The organism is Mycobacterium sp. pV006, from assembly GCF_041287115.1.
Classification (GTDB): domain Bacteria; phylum Actinomycetota; class Actinomycetes; order Mycobacteriales; family Mycobacteriaceae; genus Mycobacterium.
In genome coordinates, this window is record NZ_JBGGKT010000008.1 from 32,584 (window position 1) to 57,276 (window position 24,693).

Consider the following 24,693-nt stretch of genomic DNA (forward strand, 5'->3'; position numbering starts at 1 on the left):
GCCGGTTCATGATTCGCGGCGCGGATCACCCCAGCGTTCGCGGATCGCCTGCCACGGATCGGCGAAGCGACCAGGTTTCCGATAGTAGGCCGAGCGGCGTTTCAGCAGCACCCGCACGAGCGGCGCTGCGAGCCTCAGCGCATACCACCGGACTCCGGCGTTCCTCCGAGTCTGCGACAGCATCGCCGGCCACGAGTGATGTTGGAAGGCCAATGCCTCCTGCGCCCGCGCGGTATCCATCCAATCCGTGGCGAACCATCCATCGGCACTGTCGGGATCGCCGGGACGGCCCGGTGGAAGGCCGCGCACCAGTCCCACCGCCGCTGCAGTCGCACCGGCGATATCGCCCTGTGTCAGGCGGTGGCTGGTGTCACCGCCGATGAGCAACACCTCGCCGACGACGTCGGCGGTGGTGGCGGCGACGAAGGCGTGAGCGACGTCCCGTACGTCCACAGTCTGAATCCGTCCATCGGTGGGCAACAGTCCCTCGAAATAGATCATGTCAAGGTGCATCGTCAGGCGCGGACGGGTGGTGAGCACCCCACCGAGCCGCGGGATGACCCATTCCAAGCCGCTGTCGCGCACGATGCGTTCGGCTTCGACTTTATGTGTGCCGTAATTGTCCGCAGGCTGCTGTGCCGTTTCCGCAGTCAATATGTCGTTGACCCGGTGGGGATTTCGCGGGCCGTAGGTCGCAATGGAGGATGCCACGACCAGCCGGGGCGGAATCGCCATTTGGGCGGCCGCCGTCGTGAGCGACTGGGTGGCTCCCACATTCACCTTGCGTGCCAGTGCGGGCCGCGAGTAACAGAAGGGCGGGATGACGGCGGCAAGGTGGATGACTGCGGTCGGGACCACCGCCTCCAGCAGTGCCGCAAGCGCTTTCGGGTCGGTGAGATCACACCACCGGACGTCGGCTCCGGTCAGGCTGGCCGCAGCCTCTCGGTTCGCGGGGGTGTCCAGGTCGGTGACGGTGACCCTGCGCCCATCCGCGACGAGTTTCTCCACGGTCGCGGTTCCCACCAGCCCGAACCCGCCGGTGACCAGGACATGGTCTGTAGTGCTCATGTGGTGTGCATCCTCTGGGCTGGGGTGCTCGCGTTCACAGGTGTGTCGAGAGTATGACGATCGCGGCATGCCGTCGGATGACGCGCCACGGTGAGGACAGTGCATCCATCGCGGTGGTCAGGTCGGCAGCGTTGATCTCGAACATGACGTTGGGCGACAACCGGCCGAACAGCTGCCCATCGAAATCGGGGTGCAGCTCCAGCACGGTTTCCCATGGTCCGTAGTCCAGGGCGCCATTCTTGCGGTCACCGATATAGGGCCGGGCCGCGCAGTTCAGCGCGAGCTCTCCAGGGAGGCCGTCGAGGTGTTTGGCGATCTCGGCGAGCCGGCCGAGCCATGCCAGCGTTTCACCGGCCGCGGCCCGCAGTACCGTGTCGACCTGCGGGTCGGACAGCACGGCGACGAGCCGATCGGTGACGGTTGTCGTGGGCTGCCCGATATCCTCGATCACTGCGAGCATACCGAGGAGCCGGCCGAAATCAGCTGTCGGGTTTCGTGATTCCGCATGCACGTGAACGGCCAGGGCATCGGCGGCATCGGCGCCGATCTCGGTCGACAGTTCCGCCGCCAGCACGAAACCTTCGCCGTGGACCGGAGAGTCCCGCAGGGTGGCCACCAGCTCGTCGACCCGGTCTCCGGGTGGTAGCCGGTGAAGCCGGAGGATTTCGGTGCGGCGCCGGGAGAGCACGGGGAAACAGTGCTGCAGTTGCGCTGCGTCCAAGGAGCGTTCGATCAGTTCGGGATTGCCGTTGATCGGGACGATGACGAAGCCGTCCTCGAGAGCGCCCGGTGGATCGGCGAGCAGAGCGCTGGTGGCCCGGGCACACGCCGAGGCGATGGCGTCGAGGAACTGCGCGACGACGTCATCCCAGTCCTGTCCCTTCGAGCCCGCGTATGCCGTGACACGGCCGGCCCATTCGTCGCCCTCGGGGGAGGCGTCGAATTGCCAGCGCCATTCCGCCGGATCCCAACGGGGATCGTGTGTCCCATGCTGCGGGGGAAGCGATTCCACACTGGACACGCAGATCGACGGCCAGAGCACCAGCATGCGTTCCGCATAGATATCGGTGACGGATGCCGCGTAGATGTGGTCCCGTGGATGGTGGGCCGCCACGTGCTGGACCGCGCCGATCAACTGGGCGACCATGAAGGTCTGCAACCCGACCCAGTCGAAGTTCACCCCAGGGATACACCGAGTCGGCCGGCCATCACACGGACCATGTGCTGGACTGCAATTTCGTTGCGCCCGATGATCATATGGTCATGCTGGCCGCGACGAACGCCCTCGCCGCACTGCGGCAGCATCAGGAAGTCCTCATCCCGCACCGCCGCGTGCACCTGGGCGAAAATCCCGTCATAGAGCTCGGTCTGCTCGGGTGTGGTGGCCGGGTAGCGCGCCATCCAACTGTGGCGCACCGTGCAGTCTGTGGCGGACTTACCCGGCAGGATGTCGATCACCTCGACACCGACCATGCTGTTGGCCAGGATGAGGTTGGGATAGATCCAGTAGATGACACCCATCTGCTGCTTGGGGTCCCACTTGTCGTCCGGTTCGGTGCCGTCGAGCTCGGTGATCCAGTTGAACGGGAAGCCGATCCGGTGATGATCACCGAACTCGTCGTAGACGTGGGTATTGGCGAGCGTATTCATCCCGATGACGCTCTTACCGTGCACGAACGGGAAGTGGTAGCCCTCGGCGAACGCCTCCAGTGCGCCCTTCCAGCTGACCGTGGAGTCCAGCGACTGCTCTCCGTGATACTGGTAGTCCTGGTAATTCCATTGCGCCAGTTCATCATTGAGCGAACCAAGGTGGGTGTCGAGATTCAACTCGACGTCCGCGGTGAGTACGGCCCAGATGAATCCGTGGCGCTCCTCACTCGGCAGCTCGACCAGCCCGTACTGATCGCGGTCGATATCGTCGAAACCCGACTTGCCCGGCAGACCCCTCAGCTTGCCGGTGTTGTCATACACCCACGCGTGGTAGGGGCAGGTGAAGCGGCGTGCGCTCCCCGCGCCACAGGCGGGCATAGCTCCGCGGTGTCGGCAGTAGTTGAGCAGGACGTGAGTCTTGCCCTGGCTGTCGCGGGTGATCAGCAGCGAGTCGTCGAGCACCGACCGCACGACGTAGTCGTTGGGGTTGGGAACCTGCGCCGAGGCCAGTACCGGCAGCGGTGTGCGCCGCAGGATCATCGACTGCTCCACCTCGGCGAGCTTGTCATCGCTGTAGTAGTTGAGCGGGACCCGTAGTGTGCTCGGCGCCATATCGGTCGTCTTGTCCAGTGCGAGCTGGAGGCCGCGGCGAGTCAGTTCGGGGCCGAGCGGGGTCGGGGTCGTGGGCTGACCCGTGTCGTGCGGTCGCGAAACCACCTCGGTCATCGGCATTCCTTTCGAGCAGGCTGTGCGGTTCGCCACAACGACGATACACTCATAGCTCTCAATGTCCAGCCACTTGGATGCCGTCTGCGGCGTACGGTTTACAAAGCTTGCCGAATTCGACCGAAAGCGATGTGGTGCGCACACACGGATGGTCCGGTTACACGCCGGCCGATGACAACGAGGCCGCGGAGCGGATCATTACCGCCGCGGCTGAACTGATCGACGGTGGCGTCACCGATATCAGCATCCTGCAGGTCGCCAAGAGTCTGGGCATCGCTCGTACCACCGTCTACCGCTATTTCCCCGATGCCCAGGCCATGGTGCGAGCCACCGCAGAGCGAGCCACCCAACAGTTCCTCGACGGCCTCGCCGACGGCCTCGCCGGCATCAGCGACCCGGCCGAGGCGAGCATCGAGGCGATAGCGCTGACCACCGAGCGGCTGCGCGCGCATCGGCGTTTCGGCCTGCTGTTCGCAATGGGCGGTCGCGGCGAGAGCCTGCAGGTTGTCACATCATCGGCGGCGCTGAGCGCGGGCCGCACCATCGTCGGCCAGTTCGATGTTGACTGGACGGCACGCGGGTGGTCGCCCGAGGAGATCGACGAACTTGTGGAGCTGATGCTGCGCCTGGTGCAGTCATTGCTGGCAGACCCGGGCGAACCACAGCGCTCACCCGGGGAGTTGCGAAACTACCTGCATCGTTGGATAGCGCCGGCCATCACCGCTCTGCACCCGGTGGATGTCGTCAGCCCGGTGGGTTAGACGCAGCCACGCGCAGGGCCGCGTCAACGGCTGCGGCGCGTCGGCGCCGATGTGTTTGTTCGTCATCGGTGACGATCGACGGATCTGGCCAATGCGCCCAGGCCAGCGCGATTCCGAACAACATCACTGCGAGATCCAGGGGATCCCAGGACGGATCGACACGGCCTCCGGCCTGGGCACGAGTTAGTGCAGCCAGCAAGTGCGCGGGAATGTGGCCGTCGGCCGGCGGCGCCTCGACTGCGGCATTCTCCAGCTGACCCCACATGATCATCCGGATCCGCTCGGGCTGTGTACGGGCAATGTCGTAGACCGTTCCGACAAACTCGCCCACATCGTCCATTCGGGGTCCCATCGAGCGAACGAAGTCCTGTGCATCTGCCATCACCACCTCGCGAAACAGCGCCGATTTGTCGCCGAAGTGCGCATACAAACGTTCCTTGCTGGCCTGCGCAGAGCGGGCTATCCGGTCAATGCGGGCTCCGGCCAGACCGTGCTGCGCGAACTCGTCGCGGGCGGCGGTCAATATGTCATCGCGTAGCTCGGCCTTGTTTCTCACGTCCCGATCATAAACAGACGAACGAGTTCGTTTGTTAGGCTGCGTCGATAACCAGGAGGATTTATGCTCGAGTACTACAACACTCAACGCCGTCACAGCGCACTCGGGAGCCTACCACCCGTCAGCCGACTGCAACCAACCTCATGACCCAGTACATCTGATATGTAGGGAAATTTGTCAAGAGGGCAAGGTGAGGCGCCGCCGGGGGGTTACCCCGACGGCGCCTCCTTGCTTCCTCGTCGAGCCTGTGTGGTGAGCGTGTCGTTGGCGACGCGCGGTCAGACTGATATACGCGGATTGGCTACCGCAGGACGGGGTTTCGGCTGGATCGCATCCGCTTGTCTAGGATCGAGCGTCGACCTGAAGGCCTGCTCATAGAAGTGTCGCGGGTCGATCCACGCGCTGCCACCACCGGCCTCGGTGAGGAAACGGCCTCACAGGGTGATCAGTCGTCCATGACCGCCAAAGACCAGCACCAGCCAGCGAGTTCACGGGCGATCGCAACGTTAGCCACCACCGGCCGCTTGCGTCGCTCCAGGAAGCCCACCCACCGGTTGTGAAGGCGGCGGTTGCCCTGCTCTCCACGGGCTCGCGCGGCGGCTGGGGCTCGGTCCCACCGCGATCGCATCACCGCGCCAACGCGATACCGGGGCCGGTGATGCCAGGCTGATTCGACGAGCAAACGGCGGACATGGGTGTTGCCGGTTCTGGTGATCGGGCCCTGCGCCCGAGAAGCGCCCGAGGAGTACTCGCTGGGGACCAAACCGACAAAGGACCCAATTGTGCTGCCGGTGAACCTGCTCCAATCACCGATCTCCACCGCCAGGGCGAACCCGGTCAGGGTGCTCACACCTCGAAGACACGACACTCTGCGCACGACCGGAGTGAACTCACTGTCTGCGGCCATTTCCTCGATCGCGGTATCGAGCCGGCGTCGGCGGGCCTTCATCGTCAACACGTGGTCGTAGTCGGCGTCGAACGCCCTCTGCGTTGCCGGCACCGTCAGCTGTGGTGCTGCGACCGTGCGCAGCCACTGATCGTGGGCACCGGTCCAGGCCGCACCTGCGTAGTAGACGACGCCGTGGCGCAGCAGCAGCTTGGAGAGGCGATGCCGCGCCCGCATCAGATCACCGCGGCAGTCTTCTCTGGCTCTGACCAGATCCCGGGCGGCTTCCTGCTCGACGGTGGGGATCGCCACCGAGGTGATCTCATCGAGGCGCAACAGTCGCGCGAGATGCACCGCGTCTTTGGCGTCGGTCTTGACCCGATCACCAGCGGGGCGCTGCAGTTTGCTTGGCGCGACCACCTCGCAGCGCACACCTGTGGCCTTCAGATGCCGGTACAACCCGAACCCGGTCGGGCCGGCCTCATAGGCGACCGCCACCGGACCGGCCAGCCGATCCAGCCAACCGCGGATATCGCCGTAATCCGGGGTCAGCTTGGCCTGGATCACCTCTCCTGTGACGCTATCGATCGCCGCTGCTGCAACCGATCGTGCGTGCACATCGAGCCCTACGCTCGTACGCTCTATAAACACCGGGGCCTCCCACAAATGTCGGATAGGCCGGGCAGGGACTTCTGCTCGGTAACCCACGAGTTTTTGTGTGTGAGGCCCCGGCCCGCAACCCCCAGCTCAACGCCAGCGGTCACCCATACCGTCTAGTCTGCGGCATCGACACGTCGATCTCGATACTCTGTTCGGGTCGACAGTTATCTCTTCGTGTCAGGACGAACACGGACCCGCTGCCGTCGGACCTGAACGGGAAGCTCGTAAAGGCCGCTGGAAATGTCTCGGGAACGGGTAGGCAACTTAGCCGCTGAGTCGGAGTACCAGACGGATTGGATGTCCGGCTACGTCGAGCATCTCGAAACAGGTGGATACGGAGGTGTGCGGGGACGGTTGGGGATGCCTATGCACGCCCCTTTGGCTCCGTGGTGTCAAGGGCTCGCAGGTTTGGGCAGCCGCGATCGATGTGAACGAATTTGTGAACGAAACCCTGCGCAACGGATCCGACTGCTTCGACACAGCGTGACATGCGAGACGCGAGATCGGAGACGACCTGCACGTTAGCGACGTAGGTAGAAGCGCGAGAACGTAACCGGCCGGCTCATAACCCAGAGGTCGCAGGTTCGAATCCTGTCCCCGCTACTAAGTGGAATGGCCCTCGGACTTCGGTCCGGGGGCCGTTTCGCATGTGTGTCTATTACAGCGGCGCAGTCCCTCTCCCGAACTGTCAGATAGCAGAGATACGCGCTGCGCTCTCGTCACCGGGCCGGTAACGGACCTCGCGGGTACCGAAGAGGTTGAGGTCGAACGGCGGCTCGTCCTCGCCCAATTCGGTGTCGATGAGGCTGACGAGCTTGTTCAGCATGTCCGCGACCAGTTTCTCGTCGTAGTCAGGGTGCGACGGGTCCCCGATGTTCCTGGTCTCACCCGGGTCGTGGCGCAGGTCGTAGAGGGCCACGTCGGAGCTGGCATGCAATTCCTCGACCGTGCGAGGGGTCTGGTACTCCGTGGGCGAAAACCAGCGCACCAGTTTGTGTCGACCGTCGGACACGGCTCGAAAAAACGTGCGCTTGGTCATGTCCGGCGCGCCGTACACACTGCCGACGGCCCGGCAGTCCTCGAGTGTCTTTTCCGGTCCGTCGCCCAGCTGAGCGAGTTCACCGAGAGCGCCCTGGATCGCCCACTCCGGGTCGAGCATGTTGAGCCCGTCCCAACAGATCAGGGCGCCGTCACCGGGCTCGGAGGCCGACCCGCGGAGCGGCGGCGATTGCTGAGGTGCCTCGAACAGGTGTCGCAGGTTGCGCCCCTTCAGCACCGGGTACCGTCGGCGAATCTCGTTGTCGTCCAACCCCGCCCACGACAGAAACGTGGTCGCGAGGTCGAGATGGGATCCGACGGCATCGGATTCGACTCCGCTGGGCCCGTGCGGCGTGACGACCGTCATGTTCACCACCGACGCCTCTTGAAAAGGGATCGCGCCCTTCTGCGCCATCTGATGCGCACCGTTCATCTCGCCGTGATCCGACGTGAGGACGACCACCGTGTCGCCCCACAGGTCCTGCCGGTCGAGCTCATCGAGAATCTTCCGAAATTGCCTGTCCACCAGCCGCAAACAGTTGATGAGGTAGTTGCGGCGGACCTTCCAGAGGTCTTCACGGTTCTCCGGGATCCGGCCGTAGTTCCACTCGATGTTGCGCTTGTAAGACCGCACACCATAGGGCTGGGCGTCGAGGTCGTCGTGGAAGTTGCTCGGGAGCTCGACATCGAAGTCACGGAAGAACCCCAAGTCTTGGGCGGGGTGGGTCAAAGGTGCCATCGTTGCATTTTCGTGTGCCTGCTCGTCTTCACCGGCGCGCAGGAACATGATGTCGTGCGGGTTGACCATCGAGGAGATCAGCAACCAGGGCCGGTCCTTCGGGCGCTTATGGCGCAGCCAGTCGACGGTCTGAAACGCGACGGCGCCGTCGAGCTGTTCGCCGTGCAGCGGTGCTCCCCAGGCGTCGCCCCAACTCTGATAATCCGAGAACCCGTAGTGCTCCAACGCATCGGCGGAGCGTTCCGGGTGGGACAGGTGCCACTTGCCCTTGAAGGCGGTGTAGTAACCCTGCTCGCGCAGCATCGTGCCGACGGTCGGGACATCGGTATCCAGCACGTCGATCCAGGCGAAATTCGTGTTGTCCCACAGGCCTATGTTCTTGGCATGCTGCCCGGTCCACATCGCCGCCCGCGACGGCGTGCACTGCGGGACGGTGCAGTACTGGCCGCGAAGACTCACCCCGGCGGCAGTGAGCCGCTGAATCGAGGGCAGGTCGACTTCCGGCGGCAGGTCCATGTGGACGTCCCACTGATCCATGCACAGCACGAGAATGTTGGGGCGTCGGTCAGTCGGCGTCCCAGGGTTGTCGGTCATCTTCTCACCCCCGGATCACCATTGTCGCTCACCCGGCCGTCAGCGGTGGGCGCTTCAGGGCTCGTCGAGCCGCGTCACCACGCCTCGGTCGCCGTCGACGCGCACGCGATCGCCGGTCTTGAGCACCTGGGTGCCGACGAGCGTGTTGACCACGCACGGTAGCCCGTACTCGCGGGCAACCACCGCGCCGTGGGACACCGAGCTGCCGATGTCGGTGACCAGCGCCGCGATCACGGTGAAGTACGGTGTCCAGCCGACGTCGGTGACCGGCGCGACCAGGATCTCCCCGGGCTGCACCGACCGCGCATCGACAATCGACTTCGCCACGCGCACAGTCCCTTCCACCGTGCCGCGGCTGGCAGGTCGGCCGACGACCTGGTCACCCGCTGACGTGACCGGCGGGGGAGTGACGATGGGTCTCGGCTTGCCGACCGACACATCCTCGAACTCGAGAGCATCCTGAAACGGCAGCGCCGCCCGGCGCTGCACCGCCTGCTGCACGAGGTCGGTGACGTCGTCGTCGCCGACCAGGCGGGGCAACTCGCTGCGGTCGAAGAAGAACACGAGGTCGGCGTCCGGGAGCCGGCCCGACGCTGCCAGCACCTCGCCGAGATGGCGGTAGCCCCGCTTGAGCACGTGCGCCATCATCGCCATCTTCGACTTCGTCTCCTCGCGTCCCCGGGCACCGCCCTGGGCGAGGTGGGCGAGCACTCGGATGGCGCGTGACGACGGTGCCTGCACCGGCGTCGGTGCGGGACTCCGATCCGTCGGGTCCGAGCGGAGCATGACCTGCATCATGGCGCCCAGCCCGGCAGGATCCTCGGCCCATGACGGGTCCCGCATGCACAGCTCCCTGTAACCCCGGTGGCCATGCCGATCCAGAAACTCGCGTAACGCCGCTCCCGCGGCACTGTCCTCACCGCGCAAGGCGATCACCGCATCCTCCGCAGCGGTGGACAGAAATCGTTGAGCAGCAACGGGGTCGACGCCTATGGTGTGCACCACCCCCTGTAACTGCTCGAGCATCATCGCGCTCTCGACGTCGGTCGCGCCGGCCATCAACCGCGTCGCCTCGGCTTGGCCTTCCTCCTCGCTGCGGCCGTCCCTGACGGCCTGACGCACCAGGACACTCTCCAGGATGTTGGCAGCCACCGCCGCACGCGACGAGGACCTCACGTGGGTCAACGTCACATGACAGTACAAGTCGACGCCGGACTCCAACTGCTGCAGCACTACTCGTGCATCACGGCTCGTCGGCACAGCGAAGCCACGAATCTGCGACTCCAACCGACGGATCGCCGGCCCCGCCGACAACGCGTGAGAAGTGAGCCGGACCGTGTTGACGAGCTTCCGGTGAAACGGTTGCGGCGGTTTGGCTTCCAGCTCGTCGACCACCCGCCCACAGATGGACATCGAGAACTGCTCACGTGAGTTGCCCAGAATCCCGGAACTCAGGGCCGTGCCCTCGGTCAGGTTCAGGAACATGTGGCCGTAGAAGTAGCCGACCTGTAGCCACGGTGTCTCGTAGCGCGGTTGCGCCCGCGCGACCACCTGCGTCATCTGCATCGCGTAGTCGATCGCGTAAGCCGACACCGACGCGGTCAGCGGACAGAAGGCCCCGGGCATCATCTCGCCGATGTTGCACCTCGTGTAGACGTGGTCGGGCCCGGCTACCGGCGAGTCCATTTCGTTGAGGTCGCCGGGCAGCGTGGTGATGGGTCGTGCCTGCAACCACCACAGACGACCCGACCGGTCGATGGCCCACTCGAGGTCCAGCGTTTTGCCCCAGTGCTTTTCGGCGCGCACGGCGCCGGCCCGGATGGCAGCCACCTCTTCGGCGGTCACGACCGGTTCGACTGCGACCTCGTGCACGACTACTGCGCCGTCGGTGTCGAGCACGATGTGGTCGGGAGACGACGACCCGTCGACCAGTGACTCACCGAGACCCGCCACTGCGTCGATCACCATCAGGTCGCGCCGACCGCTGGTCGGGTCGGCGGTGAACACGACGCCGGCCGCGCGTGCGTCGACCATCTGCTGGACGACGACGTGCATGACGGCCGGGGATGGTCCTCCGTAGGCCGCGGCGCGCGCGGAGTCTGTTGAGTCCACACAACGGCGCACCGCCGCGATGAAAGCCTCCTCGGTGTCCACACCGAGCACCGTGTCGTACTGTCCGGCGAAGGACTGGTCGTCGCCGTCTTCGCCCACGGCCGAGGACCGCACCGCCACCGCCGTCACGCCGTCAGCACGCATGCGGTTGAACGCCGCGGTCGCCGCATCGATGGATCCCGGTGCTGACGCGTCGGCGATCACGAACCCGGCCGGAACGGGCAGCCCCAGTCGGTGCAGTTCGGCCAGCCCGGCAGCCTTGCCGCCGAAGCGGGCGTCGGTGACGTGGCGGAAATCCACTGTCGTGGGCGCCATTCCTAGCTGGCTCCGTCGGTCCAGTCGGAGAACCCGGACGGGTGGTGCGGCCCGATGACACCGTGTTCGAACAAGCCGGCGCCGTGCCGGATCTGGCCGTCGGGTTCGGCGCAGACCGCCGCCCCGACATGATCGATCAGGCTGAACGGTGCGCGGGCCATCACCTCGGGGTCGGTGAGGTCGAAGCTGACCCGCTCAGTGAACGGCCCGCCCTTCCAGGTGCCGTGCGCCCAGGTCGAGTCGCCACCGTACCCGGACCCGAAGGCGATGGGGGCGAACAGTTTCGACTGCACATCGAGCTGAATCCGGTCGCCGGCGCGGTTCATGAACTCGACGTGGGCGCTGTGCGGGATGCGTGTTCCCGGGGTGTAGTGGATGGTGGCGCGCACGCCGTCGAGTTGTTCGACACGGCCGTCGCGCCAACGACGGGTGCAGTCGTAGAGGCTGCGGTGGCCGTCGGCGTCTTCCTGGAGGATCAGGAACAGCTGGAAGTCGTCGAACGCCAGGGGCAGGTAGAGCCACCACATACCGTTGAACGCGCCGTCGGGACGTCCGGCAGGCTCGGGGTCGCCGATGGGCCGGATCCCCCAGGACCGGTCTCGGGCGCCGACACTGGTGCTGTGGTCGACGATCATCCGGTCGCCGTCGACGTCGATCCACCCTTCCCAACTACCGACTTGCGCAAAGCGACACGCCTGCAACGTCACCCGACGTTCGGTGAACATCTCGTGCGGACGTTCGAGCGCCGCGGGAAACAGGCCGCGCCACCGCAGGTCCGCTGAAATCCCCTCCGTGTCGGACAGCGTCAGGTGCAGTTCCTGCAGCGGTTCGACCACGTCCAGACGGTAGGAGCCGACGTGTTGGTGCAGTCGGTCATCGTCGATCGCGTCGCTCAGGTGTACCGCGGTCTGCGTGTCACCACGTCGGACCAGGAAGTAAGCATCCTTGACGCCCAGGCGCGGGTAGTAGCCGATGCCGGTCAGCGCCATGAAGCGGCCGTCACGATCGAGCACGTTGAGGTAGGACCGATCGTAGAAATTGCGGTCTGAGGTCGCCGGTGAGGCGATCGGTGCGGGCACCTGATGGATCGGGTACTCGTCGAGCGGGCTGAGGTTCACACGGTCTCCATCAGTTACGATGCGATCTGCATCGAAATTACACTGAGGATATGACAGCAGATCAGCGTGGGGATGGCAAGGCGCCGGGGCGACCCCGCGACGGCCGGATCGACGCCGCGATCATCGCCGCCACCCGCGAATTGATCTTGCAGACCGGCTATTCCGGGCTGTCGCTGTCGGCCATCGCCGCGCGCGCCGGAACCACCACCGCCGCCATCTACCGGCGGTGGTCCGGGAAGGTTCATCTGGTTCACGAGGCGGTGCTGCCCGACCAGGCGATTCCCGTGCCCGACGACACCGGCGACATCCGCGACGACATCAGGGCGCTGGTCGAAACCATCCGTGTCATGTTCGACAAACCGGAAGTGCGGGTGGCCCTTCCGGGCCTGATCGCTGATACCGTCGCCGACCCCGAACTGCACGCGACGATGATCGCCCGTCTCGGGGGGAACCTCGCCGACTTCGAAACCCGCTTCGGTCAGGGGCGTCGCGGCGACGACGCGCTGCCCATGCTGGCCGAGGTCGTCGCCGGCAGCGCCATCTTCCGCATCCTGCTGCGGCGCGACGCCGCGCTCGACGACGCGTGGGTGGAGGAGATGACCGAGATGATCACCGAGCGCTGGCCTGGCTAGAACCGTTCGCGTAGCGGCCGGTCGTCCGGTGTGCTGCGGTAGATGCCGCGGTCGATCAATCGGGGCACCACCTCGTCGATGAACTCCCGGATGGATTGCGCCCCAGCGGAGAACATGAGGTTGAAGCCGCCGACGTTGCCGTCGGCGTGCCAGGTCGCGAAGTCCTCGACGAGGTCGTCGTAGGAGCCGACGAACTTGCGGTGCGTGGCACCGCCGCGGCCGACTGCCTGGGCGACAACTTCGCGGACGGTGACGCCGGGACGCGCCTGGATCCAGTGGTACAGGCCGACGTAGTTGCCGAAGGTGCTCTTGATGGTCTTCTCGACGTCGGCGGGAACCGGCAGCGCCGCCACCGGGAAGGGCGCATCGATGTCGTCGAGGGGAACCTGGATCCCGAACTGCCCCAGGGCGAATGGGGCGATCGGTGCCCAGTCGACGTAGCTGTCCAACTCGCGTAGCCGCTCTTCGGCTTCGGCCTTCGTCAGGGCCACGTACGGGATCAGGCCGGGAATCGCCGGGACGGACCCGGGCTCGCGGCCCTCCTCGACGAGCGCCTTGTCCAGCGTCTGGCGGTACTCCGCCGCGCTGTCTCGCGTCGAGGAGTTCGTGAACACCATCTCGGCGTGCTTGGCCGCAACCTTGATACCCGCACCGGACCCACCCGCCTGCGCGATCAGCGGCCGGCCCTGCCGACTGGGCGCGACGTTGAGCGGGCCGGTGACCTGAAAGAGGTTGCCGCGGTGATTGATCGGGTCGGCGTGGAACCGCATCCGTCCGTCGGCGTCGGGACGCATCGCCCGGTTGTCCCACAGCCCGCGCAAGACGTCGAGGAACTCGTCGGCCCGCTGGTAACGCTCCTCGCGGCTGAGATGTTGCTGCAGGCTGTAATTGAGTGCGAAGTCGTCGATCACCGACGTGACGGCGTTGTAGCCGGCGCGGCCGTCGGAGGCCTGGTCCAATGAGGCCAACAAGCGCGCCAGGTTGTACGGGTCGTAGAACGTCGTCGAGGCCGTGGCGATCAGCCCCACATGTCTGGTGTGTTGCGCGATCGCGGTCAGCGCGGTGATCGGCTCGGCCGGCCCGCCGTCGAACGCGGGGGAGCCCTGCATGCCGGGAATGTCACCGACGAACAGCGCGGTGAACAGTCCCTCGTCGCCGAACCGGCCGTACTCGAGTAGCCGCTCGAAAGTGCTGCGATCGGCGATGCCATGGGCCTTCTCGTAGCCGTAGGCGCCCTGGTGCAGGTTGATGTCGTTGGCGACCAGGTTCAGGTGGAGATGACGCGACATGTGTTTCCTATCGGTGAGTTTTCATCGCATGGTGGCGTAGAGCGCGTCGGTCATCGCGTCGATCGCGGCCTCGCGTTCCAACGGCCACCCGTCGACCAGCCAGAGGTGCATGAAGGAGTCGACCATCGTGTACATCATCGCGATGGCCAATCGGATCTGGGACTCGGTGGCTCCGGGGATGGCGTCGGCCTCGATCCACTCGATGACGTTGGCCTCCATAGTGGCTCGGTGCGCTTCGGCGAAATCCGGATCGGCGGCCCGGGCCTGATGCAGCGCCATATAGAGCTGCGGCGAGGCGGTGTAGAAGTCGACGACCTTTTCGAAGAACGCGCGGACAGAGGGACGTCCGGACCTGCCGCCGCGCGGTGCGTCCTCCTGCGCCCACACCGTCATCCGGGTGTTCCGCAGCTCCCGCAGCACGGCGGCCTTGCTGTCGAAATGCAGATAGAACGTCGCGCGACCGATCCCGGCGCGGCGCACGATGTCGTCGATGGTGACAGCGACATACCCGCGGTCGGCGAACGCCTCCAACGCAGCGGTCATGATGTGGTCGCGGGTCATCAGACGGTGGCGGTCACGCATCGTGAGTTTCGGTGCCACGTAATCGGTCTTGGTCATGTCAGCGTGACCCCGTCGAGTGCGCCGGAGGCGCGCCACGCGGCCAGCATGTCGAAAAACTCCACCGGTTTGCCGCCGAAGTTCGTCGACAGCATGCCGTGCGGATTGTCCTTGTCGCCCTCGGAACTCAGGTAGCTCGGGGTGCAGTCGGCGTAGAACGCCTTGGCCTTCTCGCCGGCCTCGTTCATGGTGGCGAGCCATTGTTCTTCGGCCGCGAGGGTGGCTTCGATGGTCGACGCGCCACGTTCGACGAACGTCTTCACCAGATAAGCGAAGTGGCGGGCGCGCTCCTCGGCGGTGTGCGTGTAATTCGGCGAGACGCCGGATTGCGTGTAGCCGAGGAAGAAACAATTAGGGAAGCCGTGGGTCTGCAGACCGTGCAGCGTGCGCATGCCTTTGGCCCACTTGTCGGATAGGCGCACCCCGTCACGGCCGACGATCTCGAAGCCGAGGCGGCGGGTGAACTCGGTGCCGACCTCGAAACCGGTCGCGAAGATCAACGCGTCCAGTTCGTATTCGACGCCGTCGACGACTGCCGCTGTCTCCGTGAAGCGTTCGACGCCGCGGCCGTCGGTGTCGACCAGTTCCACGTTGTCACGGTTGAACGTTTCCAGATAATCGTCGTGGTAGCCGGTGCGCTTACACATCAGCTTGAACCACGGTTTGAGGGACTCCGCAGTCTTCGGATCGCGCACGGTGTCGGCGATGCGTTTGCGCAATCGTTCCATCGTCTCGAAGTCGAGGCGATAGAGGAACTCGGTGATCTCGTCGGGCGTCATTTCCCGTCCCAGGCGCGCGGTTTCGCGGATCACCGCGGGGTCGGTCAGTGCCAGCGCGTTGCGCGTCCAGCCGTCGTCGACGAGGTCGATATCCATCTCGACCCCGCAGGTGACGCGGGTGAAGTTCTCCATGCGGTCACGCTGCCAGCCGGGGGTCAGCGTCGTCGCCCAGGCGGGGTCGGTCGGACGGTTTCCACGTTCAGCGACGGTGCTCGGGGTGCGTTGGAAGACATAGAGTTTCTGCGCCCAACGACCGAGGTGCGGGATGCACTGCAGCCCGGTGGCGCCGGTTCCGATGATGCCGACGCGTTTGTCCGCCAGCTTGGTCAGCCCTCCGGATTCGTCGCCGCCGGTGTAGTCGTAGTCCCAGCGGCTGGTGTGGAAGGTGTGGCCGCGGAACTCGTTGATGCCCGGGATACCCGGCAGCTTCGGGCGGGTCAGCGAGCCGGGGGAGACGGTGACCAGTGTCGCGGTGAAGGCGTCGCCGCGGTTGGTCGAGACCTCCCAGTGCTCGACCTGCTCGTTCCACCGCATGCCGGTCACGGTCGTCGACAGCAGCGCGTTGTCGTAGAGGCCGTAGTGGCGGGCGATCGCCTGGAGGTGGTCGCGGATCTCCGGGCCGTGCGCGTAACGCTCGGTCGGGATGTAGTTCAGCTCTTCGAGCAGCGGCAGGTAGATGTAGGACTCGATGTCGCACTGCGCGCCGGGGTAGCGGTTCCAGTACCACGTGCCGCCGAAGTCGCCCGCGGTGTCGACAACGCGGATGTCGGTGATGCCCGCTTCGTGCAGCCGTGCCGCGGCGATGAGGCTGCCCAGCCCGCCGCCGATGATCAGGACGCCGACGTGGTCGCGGACCGGTTCGCGCTCGACCCACTCGGTGTACGGGTCGTCGGCGTAGTGCGAGAAATCAGCTGTGACCTCGATGTACTGGTCGACCGCATCTGGGCGCAGCCGCTTGTTGCGTTCGTATGCGTACTTCGCGCGCACCCATGCGGCGTCGTACGTCGGCGGCTGGGGGCCGGGGGAGGCGATCGTCTCCGGCATCGGCTGGCACTCCTCGCATCTGGCAATTCGCTGGACAGTATGTCTGGTGAACAGACTTCTCAGCATCTTGCCAGACGCGGTGGATGGCGTGGGGGGTTCGGGCTGTTGTCTCGCGGCGAGCGCGCGCAAAATGCCGGTCACCGGCGGCGTGCCGGGGCGCAAACACGCGCGCTCGCCGAGACAAAACGGGACGGCTAGGCGTTCTGGGGGAAGCCGAGGTTGATGCCGCCGTGTGACGGGTCCAGCCAGCGCTGGGTGACGGCCTTCTGGCGGGTGAAGAACTGCACGCCGTCCATACCGTGCGCGTGGCTGTCTCCGAACAATGAGGACTTCCATCCGCCGAAGCTGTAGTACGCCATGGGAACCGGGATCGGCACGTTGATGCCGACCATGCCGACCTCGACCTCGTTCTGGAAGCGGCGGGCCGCCCCTCCGTCGTTGGTGAAGATCGCGGTGCCGTTGCCGTAGGGGTTGGCGTTGATCAGGTCCAGTGCCTGGTCGTAGGTGTCCACGCGCACCACCGAGAGCACCGGCCCGAAGATCTCGTCGGTGTAGACGCTCATCTCGGGGGTGACGTGATCGAGCAGGGTGGGCCCGAGCCAGAAGCCGTCTTCCGAACCGTCCACGGACACCTCACGTCCGTCAACGACGACCTTGGCGCCTGCGGATTCGCCGGCATCGATGTAGGAGGCGACCTTGTCCCGGTGCGCGCGGGTGACCAGCGGGCCCATGTCGGCATCCCGCGTGCCGTCGCCGGTCTGCAGGCCGGCGGCACGTTCGGCGATCTTGGCCACCAGGTCGTCACCGACGGGGCCGACAGCCAGGCAGACGCTGATCGCCATGCACCGCTCACCGGCACTGCCGAACCCGGCGTTGACCATCGCATCGGCGGCCAGGTCGAGGTCGGCGTCGGGCAGCACGACGGCGTGGTTCTTCGCGCCGCCGAGCGCCTGCACCCGTTTGCCGGCAGCGGTGCCGGTGGCGTAGACGTACTGCGCGATCGGGGTGGAGCCGACGAACGACACCGACTTGATCTTCGGATTGATCAGCAACTCGTCGACCGCGGTCTTGTCGCCCTGCACCACGTTGAACACCCCGGGCGGCAGGCCGGCCTCGGCCCACAGGTGCGCCATCCAGATCGACGCCGACGGATCCTTCTCGCTCGGCTTCAGCACGACGGTGTTGCCGCACGCGATCGCGAGGGGAAAGAACCACATCGGCACCATGGCCGGGAAGTTGAACGGCGAGATGATCGCGACGGGCCCGAGGGGCTGTCGGATGGAGTAGGCGTCGACGTTGGTCGACGCGTTCTCGGTGAACCCACCTTTGAGCAGAAACGGGATGCCGCAGGCGAACTCGACGGCCTCCTGGCCGCGACTGACCTCGCCGAGTGCGTCGGAGACGACTTTGCCGTGTTCGGCGGTGATGATCTGGGCGAGTTCGTCTTTGCGTTCGTTGAGCAGTTCACGGAACCGGAACAGCACCTGGGTCCGCTTGGTCAGGGAGGTGTCCCGCCACGCCGGGTAGGCCGCGGCAGCTGCGTCGACGACGGCGCGGGTGTCTGCGACGGAAGCCAGTGCCACGTTGCCGGTCACTGCGCCGGTGGCCGGGTTGGTCACCGGGGCCGTGGTGCCGCTGTTTCCGGTGAACGGTTCGCCGGCCAGCCAGTGCGGAATGGTCGTTGTCATGGCACCAGTGTGAAACGCGCGGTCGCCGCCGCACCGTGACAGTCCGTATCTAATGTCCATCTGAGATTTACACTATGGAAATGGCGGTGACGGTCGGGGATGTGATCGAACTGCCGGTGGTGCAGCGCGGACGGCCCGAGGTGCTCAGCTCATGCCGCTGGTCGACACCGGTCCGGTGGTTGCACGTGGGCGGCGTGGCCGACCTGTCCACGCTGCTGCACGGCGGGGAACTGGTCCTGACCACGGTGGCGCGGATGGGTCGATCCCCCCGCCGCTATCTGCAGGGGCTCGCCGACGCGGGTGCCCTCGGCGCCGTCGTCGAAATCGGCTCGGCATCGACCAGACTGTCCGACTCGCTGGCGTCGTTGGCGGAGAGCCTGGATCTCGTGCTCGTGGTGTTGCATCGTGAGATCCGGTTCGTCGAGGTCACCGAGATCGTGCACCGACGCATCGTCGCCGAGCAGTACGACGAAGTCGCGTTCGACCGGCGGGTGCACGAAACCTTCACCGAACTGAGCATGAAGCGTCCGACGGTGGCCGCGATCGTCGATGCAGCTGCCCGCATCCTCGAGCACCCGGTCGTCCTCGAGGATCTGACGCACCAGGCCGTCGCACTGTCGGCGCATGCCACTGAAACGGCGACGCTCCTGGAAGACTGGGAACATCGTTCGCGTCGTAGCACTACCACCGACGGTGGACCCGAGGGTTGGGCGATCACCCTGGTGGGTCCGCGCACCGAGGAGTGGGGCCGCCTGATCGTGCCGCTTGCCGTCCCCGACCGTCAGCGATCGATCATGGTGCTCGAAAGGGCCTCTGTCGCACTGGCGCTCAACCGCATGGTCGAGCGCGCCAACACCGGTCTGCACCAGCAAGCGCAGAGCGGGCTCATCGACGACGTCCTGCAAGGTCGGGTCCCCGGTGAACGCGACGTCGCGGCACGCGCCCACGCGCTCGGGCTGCGGAAGGCCCCGCGCTACCACCCGATGGTCGTCCGCGTGGACCGGACCGGCAGGACGACAGATCCGGTTGTGACGCAACGACACAACGTAACCGTCCTCGACACGGTGGTGCATACCGTCAACGCCGCAGGCCACACGGCGCTGTTCGCCACCCGGCGCAACGACGAGGTCGCCGCTGTGTTGTCACTGGGCTCGGCGCGTGGCGGCCCGGACAGGGCGCTGGCCGACCTCGGGCAGCGGATACGTACCGACCTCGGCCGCGCCGACGGCGTCGCCGGTTCGGTGTGCGCGGTGGGTACCGCGGAAGGTGAGCTCACCGATGCAATCCGCGGACTGGCCGAAGCCGCCCACGTCGCGGAGGTCGCAGCGGCCATGCACGACGACGCCCGACCGTACTTCCGGGCCGCCGACGTGCGGTTGCGTGGGTTGATGACCCTGTTGCGCGACGACGCGCGCGTCCAGCGATTCGCCGAAACCGAACTCCAGCCCCTCCTGCGCGCCGGCGGCTCGACCGACATGGAGACGCTGCGCGTCTACCTCAAGCTGGCGGGCAACAAAGCGGCGGTGGCGCAGCAGATGCACATCAGCCGACCCGCCCTCTACAAACGGTTGGCTGCGATCGAGGAAATCCTCGGGGTGGACCTGGCCGATGCCGAATCGATGACGTCGTTGTCGGTGGCGCTGATGGTGCGCGATGCACGGCAACGCATCCGGCCGACCGGACTGGGATGACCGGTGCGGCTCATGCGCCGATACGGCGACCTCAACTGTCGACGCGGCTGGTGAGCCGCCTGATGGTCTCGTGGGCACCCAGCACAACGGCGGCTCGGTCCGGGCCGCTGTTGCGCAGAGCTTGCTCTGCGTTGCCGCCCGCGACCACCACGGGACCTTCCGCGATACGGTGCAGACCTTCGCGGGCCACCTCGGCGGGGTCGTTGACGACGAGTCCGGGCACGTCGAAGTTCAGGCCGCCGCGTTCCATGGCCGGCGTGCGCGTCACACCGAGCACCAACTCGAGAACGTCGACGTTGTGGTCCCGCAGTTCGAGCCACAGACTCTCGGCGAACACCCGGCTGAACGCCTTGGCGCCCGAGTACACCGAGTGCCGTTCGGCGCCCATGTAACCGGACAGGGAGCCGACCAGGATGATGCCGCCTCGCGACATGGCCACCATCCGGCGCCCGAAATGCTGTGTCAGTTCCAGCATTCGGGTCACATTCAGATCGAGCACCTTGGCGAAGTCAATCAGCTCGGCGTCGAGGAAGCGTTCGTTGCAGGTGCTGGCGCCCGCGTTGTAGATCAGCAACCCGACCTCCACGTCCGAAGTTGCCTCGACGATGCGCGGCGTCGAGTCGGTTTCGAGAAGATCGAGCGCCAAGGTGCGGACCTCGGCGCCAAAGGCGCGACACGTGTCCGCGGTCTCTCCGAGCGGTCCGGGCTTACGAGCGATCAGGACGAGATTGAACCCGTCGGCAGCCAGCGCTTTCGCGAACTCCGCGCCGACCCCCTCGGAGCCACCGGCGATGACCGCCCACGGTCCGTACTTGGCGCGGTCCGTCCCTGGTGCATTCCCTGAAGTCATGAGCTCATCTAACTATGTTTTGGCCCGGGCGGACGAAGGGGCGTCCCACTGATCAGGACGCGGTTGCGGGTGCGATCGACGACCGCGTACCGGAGAACGAGACCTACCGAGTTTCCGGCAGCCCGGCACGGCTATAACGGAACGATGCTGATCGGACTGTCGACGCCCGTGCTGGTGCAAACGCCCGCGGCGGCCAGCCCCTGGGAACGGGATGCCGGCATCGAGGACGTCGCACGCATCGCCGAAACTGCCGACAGACTCGGGTTCGACTACCTGACATGTTCCGAGCACGTCGCAGTTCCCGTCGCCGATGCGGCCGTCCGCGGCAGCGTCTACTGGGATCCGCTGGCCACGTTCGGGTTCCTGGCAGCCCGGACGACGCGCATCCGGCTGGCCACCTCGGTACTGGTTCTGGGCTATCACCACCCGCTGGAGATCGCCAAGCGCTACGGCACCCTCGACCGGTTGAGCGGTGGGCGACTCGTGCTCGGCGTCGGTGTCGGTTCACTGGGCGCGGAGTTCGACATGCTCGGTGCGGCATGGAAGGACCGCGGAGCCCGCGCCGACGACGCCATCCGCGCATTACGCGCGTCACTGTCGGTACCCGAACCGTCCTACCACGGGGACTTCTACCGCTACGAGGCGATGGTGGTCGAACCCTGCGCGATGCAACCTCGGGTGCCCATCTGGGTGGGTGGACGCACCAGACGTTCGCTGCGTCGCGCGGTCGAACTCGCAGACGGCTGGATGCCGTTCGGGCTGCGAACCACCGAGATCGCCCAAATGCTCGCCGCCACAGAGGTTCCGGACGGCTTCGACGTCGTACTGCCGGTTGGTCCCCTGGATCCGCGCGCCCCCGCCGAATGCCTGAAGCCGCTGCGGGCATTGCGTGATGTGGGCGCCACAGCAGTGACGTGCTCGTTGACCGCAGACTCGGCCGAACACTATTGCGAGCAACTCGCATCGTTGCGCGAGCTGGTCGAAACACTCTGAAACAACGAAGGGAAAGAAACGAATGTCCCCGGACCTCGCAGCCCTCGAAGAGCGTCTCCGTCGACTCGAGCAACGCCTGGGTGTCGTCGAGGACGAGCGCGAGATCGCACGCCTCATCGCAACGTACGGCCCGTGCGTGGACGCAGCGAACGCCGCAGGTGCGGCGGCCCTGTGGAGCTCCGACGGCAGCTACGACGTCGAGGGCTGGCGAATGTCGAGCCGTGGCGACGTCGAGGCGATGGTGCGCTCCGGCGGACATCGCCGGCTGGTCGACAACGGCTGTTGCCATTTCCTCGGGCCCGCCGCGATCACCGTTCATGGGGACGACGCGGTGGCGGTGTGCGAGTCCCTTGTCGTGCTACGTGTCGACGACGGCTCTCCGGGGCGCGGGAGCGCTGCGACCGGAAAGGGGCTACCGAAGGCCGGGTACGTGGTGTGGCGCGCCGCGGCCAACCATTTTCAAGTGCGCCGGATCGACGGGCGCTGGCAGATCACCGCGCGCACCAGTCGCATGCTTGACGGGAACCCGGAAGCCCACGAACTGCTGATGGCCGGAGTCGAAGGACGTGCCCCTCAGAGGCGAACCAGCGCGAACGGATAGGTGAACGCCCCACCCGGAGCGCCGTCGCAGCCCGCTGCGAACGACGAGGTCATCGTGCCCCGCAGCGAGTCGGCATCCCAGGTGTACACGTCGCGGGTGGGTATGACGGGACCGTAATAGACGTTCCCGCAACGTAATCCGTCGGGGACGTCGACCGTCAACGTATACCGGCCGTCCACCAGGTGCGCGTCGCCGCTGTACTCGAAGGCCTTGGCGGTCGGCATCGGGATCGCCTTGATTCGCGCGCAGTCCGCTGTGTCAGGGATGCAGTACGTGACCGCCCACGTCCAGGTGTGGAAGTCATACCGACCCTCGATGTTGAGTGAGTAGTTCGCGAAGAACGGCTCGGCCTGGGCAGATGGTGCCGAAGTGAGCGCTGCGAGCGTCAGTGCGGCGGTCGCAGCGGCTGCGGGCAGGTTCATGATTTCGTCCTTGGTTGGCGTCGGCGCACCGACGATGTTGCAGCCCGCCGAGTCCCGGGGCCGAGTGCTTCCCGGTGGATGGGACGGGCTGTGTGCTGCGCCACTGGCTGCTGTCACCGTGTGTGTCGCCGGAATGGCGCAGAAGCTCACATCCGTCATCGAAGAAGGGGTCGGCGGCACATGGTGAACAAGGCCGCAGACCGCTGGTCGACGGGGATCCCGCTGTTGCGTTCTTCCGCTCCCATGCAGGCCGTCGGTGGGTTTTTCTCGATGGCGTTGGATGCGGTGCGGTTTGTGTTTGTGCGGCCGTTCCAGTGGCGGGAGTTTCTGGAGCAGTCGTGGTTTGTGGCGCGGGTGTCGATGGCGCCGACGCTGTTGGTGGCCATCCCGTTCACGGTGCTGGTGTCGTTCACGCTGAACATCCTGCTGCGCGAACTCGGGGCGGCCGACTTGTCGGGCGCGGGTGCGGCTTTCGGTGCGGTAACCCAGGTGGGTCCGTTGGTGACGGTGCTGATCGTGGCCGGGGCGGGGGCCACCGCGATGTGCGCCGACCTCGGCTCGCGCACCATCCGTGAGGAGATCGACGCGATGGAGGTGCTGGGCATCAACCCGGTCCAGCGGTTGGTGACCCCGCGGATGCTGGCATCGGGTCTGGTGGCGCTGCTGCTCAACAGTTTGGTGGTGATCATCGGCATTTTGGGCGGCTATTTCTTCTCGGTGTTCGTCCAGGACGTCAACCCGGGGGCGTTCGCGGCGGGGATCACCCTGTTGACCGGGGTGCCCGAGGTGATCATCTCGTGTGTCAAGGCGGCGTTGTTCGGTTTGATCGCGGGGTTGGTGGCCTGCTACCGGGGGTTGACGATCTCCGGGGGTGGGGCCAAGGCGGTGGGTAACGCGGTCAACGAGACGGTGGTGTATGCGTTTATGGCGTTGTTCGTGATCAATGTGGTGGTCACCGCCATCGGTATCCGGATGACGACGGGCTAGGGCGCGCTATGGGTACTTCTGCGGTGTTGCGGTCGCGGTTTCCGCGGCTGACCAAGAATGTCAACCGGCCGGTGGATTGGTTGTCCGGTATCGGTGATCACACGTTGTTCTACGGGCGGGCGCTGGCCGGGACCCCGCATGCGGCGGTGCATTTCCGTAAGGAGATCATCCGGTTGATCGCCGAGATCTCCATGGGTGCGGGCACGTTGGCGATGATCGGCGGCACCGTGGTGATCGTCGGGTTCTTGACCCTGGCCGCCGGTGGGACGTTGGCGATCCAGGGGTATTCCTCGCTCGGCGATATCGGTATCGAGGCGCTGACGGGGTTCTTGGCGGCGTTTATCAACGTGCGGATCGCGGCGCCGGTGGTGGCCGGGATCGGGTTGGCTGCGACGTTCGGGGCGGGGGTGACCGCGCAGCTGGGGGCGATGCGGATCAACGAGGAGATCGACGCGTTGGAGTCGATGGGGATTCCGCCGGTGCAGTATCTGGTCTCCACCCGCATCGTGGCGGGGATGGTGGCGATCGCGCCGTTGTATTCGATCGCGGTGATCTTGTCGTTTCTGGCCTCGCAGTTCACCACGGTGGTGTTGTTCGGTCAGTCCGGCGGGCTCTATGACCATTATTTCGACACGTTCCTCAACCCGATCGATTTGTTGTGGTCGTTCCTGCAGGCCATCCTGATGGCGATCGCGATCTTGTTGGTGCACACCTACTTCGGCTACTTCGCTTCCGGCGGCCCGTCCGGGGTCGGCGCGGCGGTAGGCAACGCGGTACGGACCTCCCTGGTGGTCGTGGTCTCAGTGACCCTGCTGGTGTCACTGTCGATCTACGGCTCCAACGGCAACTTCAAGCTCTCGGGCTAGCGAGCATCTG

At 65.9% G+C, this 24,693-nt stretch carries 21 protein-coding genes; 7 read left to right on the top strand and 14 right to left on the bottom strand.

Annotated features, from left to right (window positions below):
• Nucleotides 1–6 precede the first annotated feature (6 nt).
• From ACAG25_RS13870 to ACAG25_RS13880, 3 genes are read right to left on the bottom strand one after another with little or no spacing between them, the layout of a single operon-like run.
• Nucleotides 7–1,068: an NAD-dependent epimerase/dehydratase family protein gene (locus ACAG25_RS13870; RefSeq protein ID WP_370489041.1), complete on the bottom strand. Its 1,062-nt coding sequence runs from the start codon at nt 1,066–1,068 to the stop codon at nt 7–9.
• A 34-nt stretch (nt 1,069–1,102) separates the two neighbouring features.
• Nucleotides 1,103–2,248, bottom strand: coding sequence for a hypothetical protein (locus tag ACAG25_RS13875; protein ID WP_370489042.1), 1,146 nt, complete (start codon nt 2,246–2,248; stop codon nt 1,103–1,105).
• Nucleotides 2,245–3,444, bottom strand: coding sequence for an SRPBCC family protein (locus ACAG25_RS13880; RefSeq protein ID WP_370489043.1), 1,200 nt, complete (start codon nt 3,442–3,444; stop codon nt 2,245–2,247). Before ACAG25_RS13880 ends, ACAG25_RS13875 begins: the two co-directional genes overlap by 4 nt.
• Nucleotides 3,445–3,551: 107 nt before the next feature.
• On the opposite strand from ACAG25_RS13880, the gene ACAG25_RS13885 reads away from it, so the two are divergent.
• A complete protein-coding gene (locus ACAG25_RS13885) occupies nt 3,552–4,205 on the top strand; it encodes a TetR/AcrR family transcriptional regulator (protein WP_370489044.1) in 654 nt (217 codons plus the stop codon).
• On the opposite strand, the gene ACAG25_RS13890 is transcribed toward ACAG25_RS13885, so the two are convergent.
• From ACAG25_RS13890 to ACAG25_RS13910, 5 genes are all read right to left on the bottom strand, one after another.
• Complete coding sequence (locus tag ACAG25_RS13890; RefSeq protein WP_370489045.1) at nt 4,189–4,761, bottom strand: TetR/AcrR family transcriptional regulator; 573 nt, start codon at nt 4,759–4,761, stop codon at nt 4,189–4,191. The two genes, ACAG25_RS13885 and ACAG25_RS13890, sit on opposite strands and share 17 nt — an antisense overlap.
• 445 nt (nt 4,762–5,206) lie before the next feature.
• Complete coding sequence (locus ACAG25_RS13895) at nt 5,207–6,298, bottom strand: IS110 family transposase (protein ID WP_370489046.1); 1,092 nt, start codon at nt 6,296–6,298, stop codon at nt 5,207–5,209.
• 697 nt (nt 6,299–6,995) lie between these two features.
• Nucleotides 6,996–8,678, bottom strand: a complete 1,683-nt coding sequence (locus ACAG25_RS13900) for a sulfatase-like hydrolase/transferase (RefSeq protein WP_370489047.1) — start codon at nt 8,676–8,678, stop codon at nt 6,996–6,998.
• A gap of 54 nt (nt 8,679–8,732) precedes the next feature.
• Nucleotides 8,733–11,105 (bottom strand): PEP/pyruvate-binding domain-containing protein, encoded by a 2,373-nt coding sequence (locus ACAG25_RS13905; RefSeq protein ID WP_370489048.1) that lies wholly within the window; start codon nt 11,103–11,105, stop codon nt 8,733–8,735.
• Nucleotides 11,106–11,107: 2 nt separating this feature from the next.
• Nucleotides 11,108–12,223, bottom strand: coding sequence for a hypothetical protein (locus ACAG25_RS13910; protein WP_370489049.1), 1,116 nt, complete (start codon nt 12,221–12,223; stop codon nt 11,108–11,110).
• Between the two features lie 50 nt (nt 12,224–12,273).
• Between ACAG25_RS13910 and ACAG25_RS13915 the strand changes: the two genes are divergently transcribed.
• Nucleotides 12,274–12,855, top strand: coding sequence for a TetR-like C-terminal domain-containing protein (locus tag ACAG25_RS13915; protein ID WP_370489050.1), 582 nt, complete (start codon nt 12,274–12,276; stop codon nt 12,853–12,855).
• On the opposite strand, the gene ACAG25_RS13920 is transcribed toward ACAG25_RS13915, so the two are convergent.
• The 4 genes from ACAG25_RS13920 to ACAG25_RS13935 form a co-directional block, all read right to left on the bottom strand.
• Complete coding sequence (locus tag ACAG25_RS13920) at nt 12,852–14,144, bottom strand: NtaA/DmoA family FMN-dependent monooxygenase (RefSeq protein ID WP_370489051.1); 1,293 nt, start codon at nt 14,142–14,144, stop codon at nt 12,852–12,854. The two genes, ACAG25_RS13915 and ACAG25_RS13920, sit on opposite strands and share 4 nt — an antisense overlap.
• Before the next feature lie 21 nt (nt 14,145–14,165).
• On the bottom strand, nt 14,166–14,762 hold the full coding sequence (locus ACAG25_RS13925) for a TetR/AcrR family transcriptional regulator (RefSeq protein ID WP_370489052.1): 597 nt from the start codon (nt 14,760–14,762) through the stop codon (nt 14,166–14,168).
• Nucleotides 14,759–16,585, bottom strand: a complete 1,827-nt coding sequence (locus tag ACAG25_RS13930; RefSeq protein ID WP_370489053.1) for a flavin-containing monooxygenase — start codon at nt 16,583–16,585, stop codon at nt 14,759–14,761. The genes ACAG25_RS13925 and ACAG25_RS13930 overlap by 4 nt, the downstream gene beginning before the upstream one ends.
• 194 nt (nt 16,586–16,779) lie before the next feature.
• Nucleotides 16,780–18,273 (bottom strand): CoA-acylating methylmalonate-semialdehyde dehydrogenase, encoded by a 1,494-nt coding sequence (locus ACAG25_RS13935; RefSeq protein ID WP_370489054.1) that lies wholly within the window; start codon nt 18,271–18,273, stop codon nt 16,780–16,782.
• 80 nt (nt 18,274–18,353) lie between these two features.
• Here ACAG25_RS13935 and ACAG25_RS13940 point away from each other — a divergent pair, with 80 nt between their 5' ends.
• Nucleotides 18,354–19,964, top strand: coding sequence for a PucR family transcriptional regulator (locus ACAG25_RS13940; protein WP_370489055.1), 1,611 nt, complete (start codon nt 18,354–18,356; stop codon nt 19,962–19,964).
• Between the two features lie 31 nt (nt 19,965–19,995).
• Here ACAG25_RS13940 and ACAG25_RS13945 read toward each other — a convergent pair whose 3' ends face one another.
• A complete protein-coding gene (locus ACAG25_RS13945) occupies nt 19,996–20,814 on the bottom strand; it encodes an SDR family NAD(P)-dependent oxidoreductase (RefSeq protein WP_370489056.1) in 819 nt (272 codons plus the stop codon).
• A gap of 144 nt (nt 20,815–20,958) precedes the next feature.
• Here ACAG25_RS13945 and ACAG25_RS13950 point away from each other — a divergent pair, with 144 nt between their 5' ends.
• A complete protein-coding gene (locus ACAG25_RS13950) occupies nt 20,959–21,807 on the top strand; it encodes an LLM class F420-dependent oxidoreductase (protein ID WP_370489057.1) in 849 nt (282 codons plus the stop codon).
• 22 nt (nt 21,808–21,829) lie between these two features.
• Nucleotides 21,830–22,408: a nuclear transport factor 2 family protein gene (locus ACAG25_RS13955; RefSeq protein ID WP_370489058.1), complete on the top strand. Its 579-nt coding sequence runs from the start codon at nt 21,830–21,832 to the stop codon at nt 22,406–22,408.
• On the opposite strand, the gene ACAG25_RS13960 is transcribed toward ACAG25_RS13955, so the two are convergent.
• On the bottom strand, nt 22,381–22,830 hold the full coding sequence (locus tag ACAG25_RS13960) for a hypothetical protein (protein WP_370489059.1): 450 nt from the start codon (nt 22,828–22,830) through the stop codon (nt 22,381–22,383). The two genes, ACAG25_RS13955 and ACAG25_RS13960, sit on opposite strands and share 28 nt — an antisense overlap.
• A gap of 180 nt (nt 22,831–23,010) precedes the next feature.
• Between ACAG25_RS13960 and ACAG25_RS13965 the strand changes: the two genes are divergently transcribed.
• Together ACAG25_RS13965 and ACAG25_RS13970 are read left to right on the top strand one after the other, a co-directional pair.
• Nucleotides 23,011–23,817 (top strand): MlaE family ABC transporter permease, encoded by an 807-nt coding sequence (locus ACAG25_RS13965; RefSeq protein ID WP_370489060.1) that lies wholly within the window; start codon nt 23,011–23,013, stop codon nt 23,815–23,817.
• 8 nt (nt 23,818–23,825) lie between these two features.
• A complete protein-coding gene (locus ACAG25_RS13970; protein WP_370489061.1) occupies nt 23,826–24,683 on the top strand; it encodes an MlaE family ABC transporter permease in 858 nt (285 codons plus the stop codon).
• Nucleotides 24,684–24,693 lie beyond the last annotated feature (10 nt).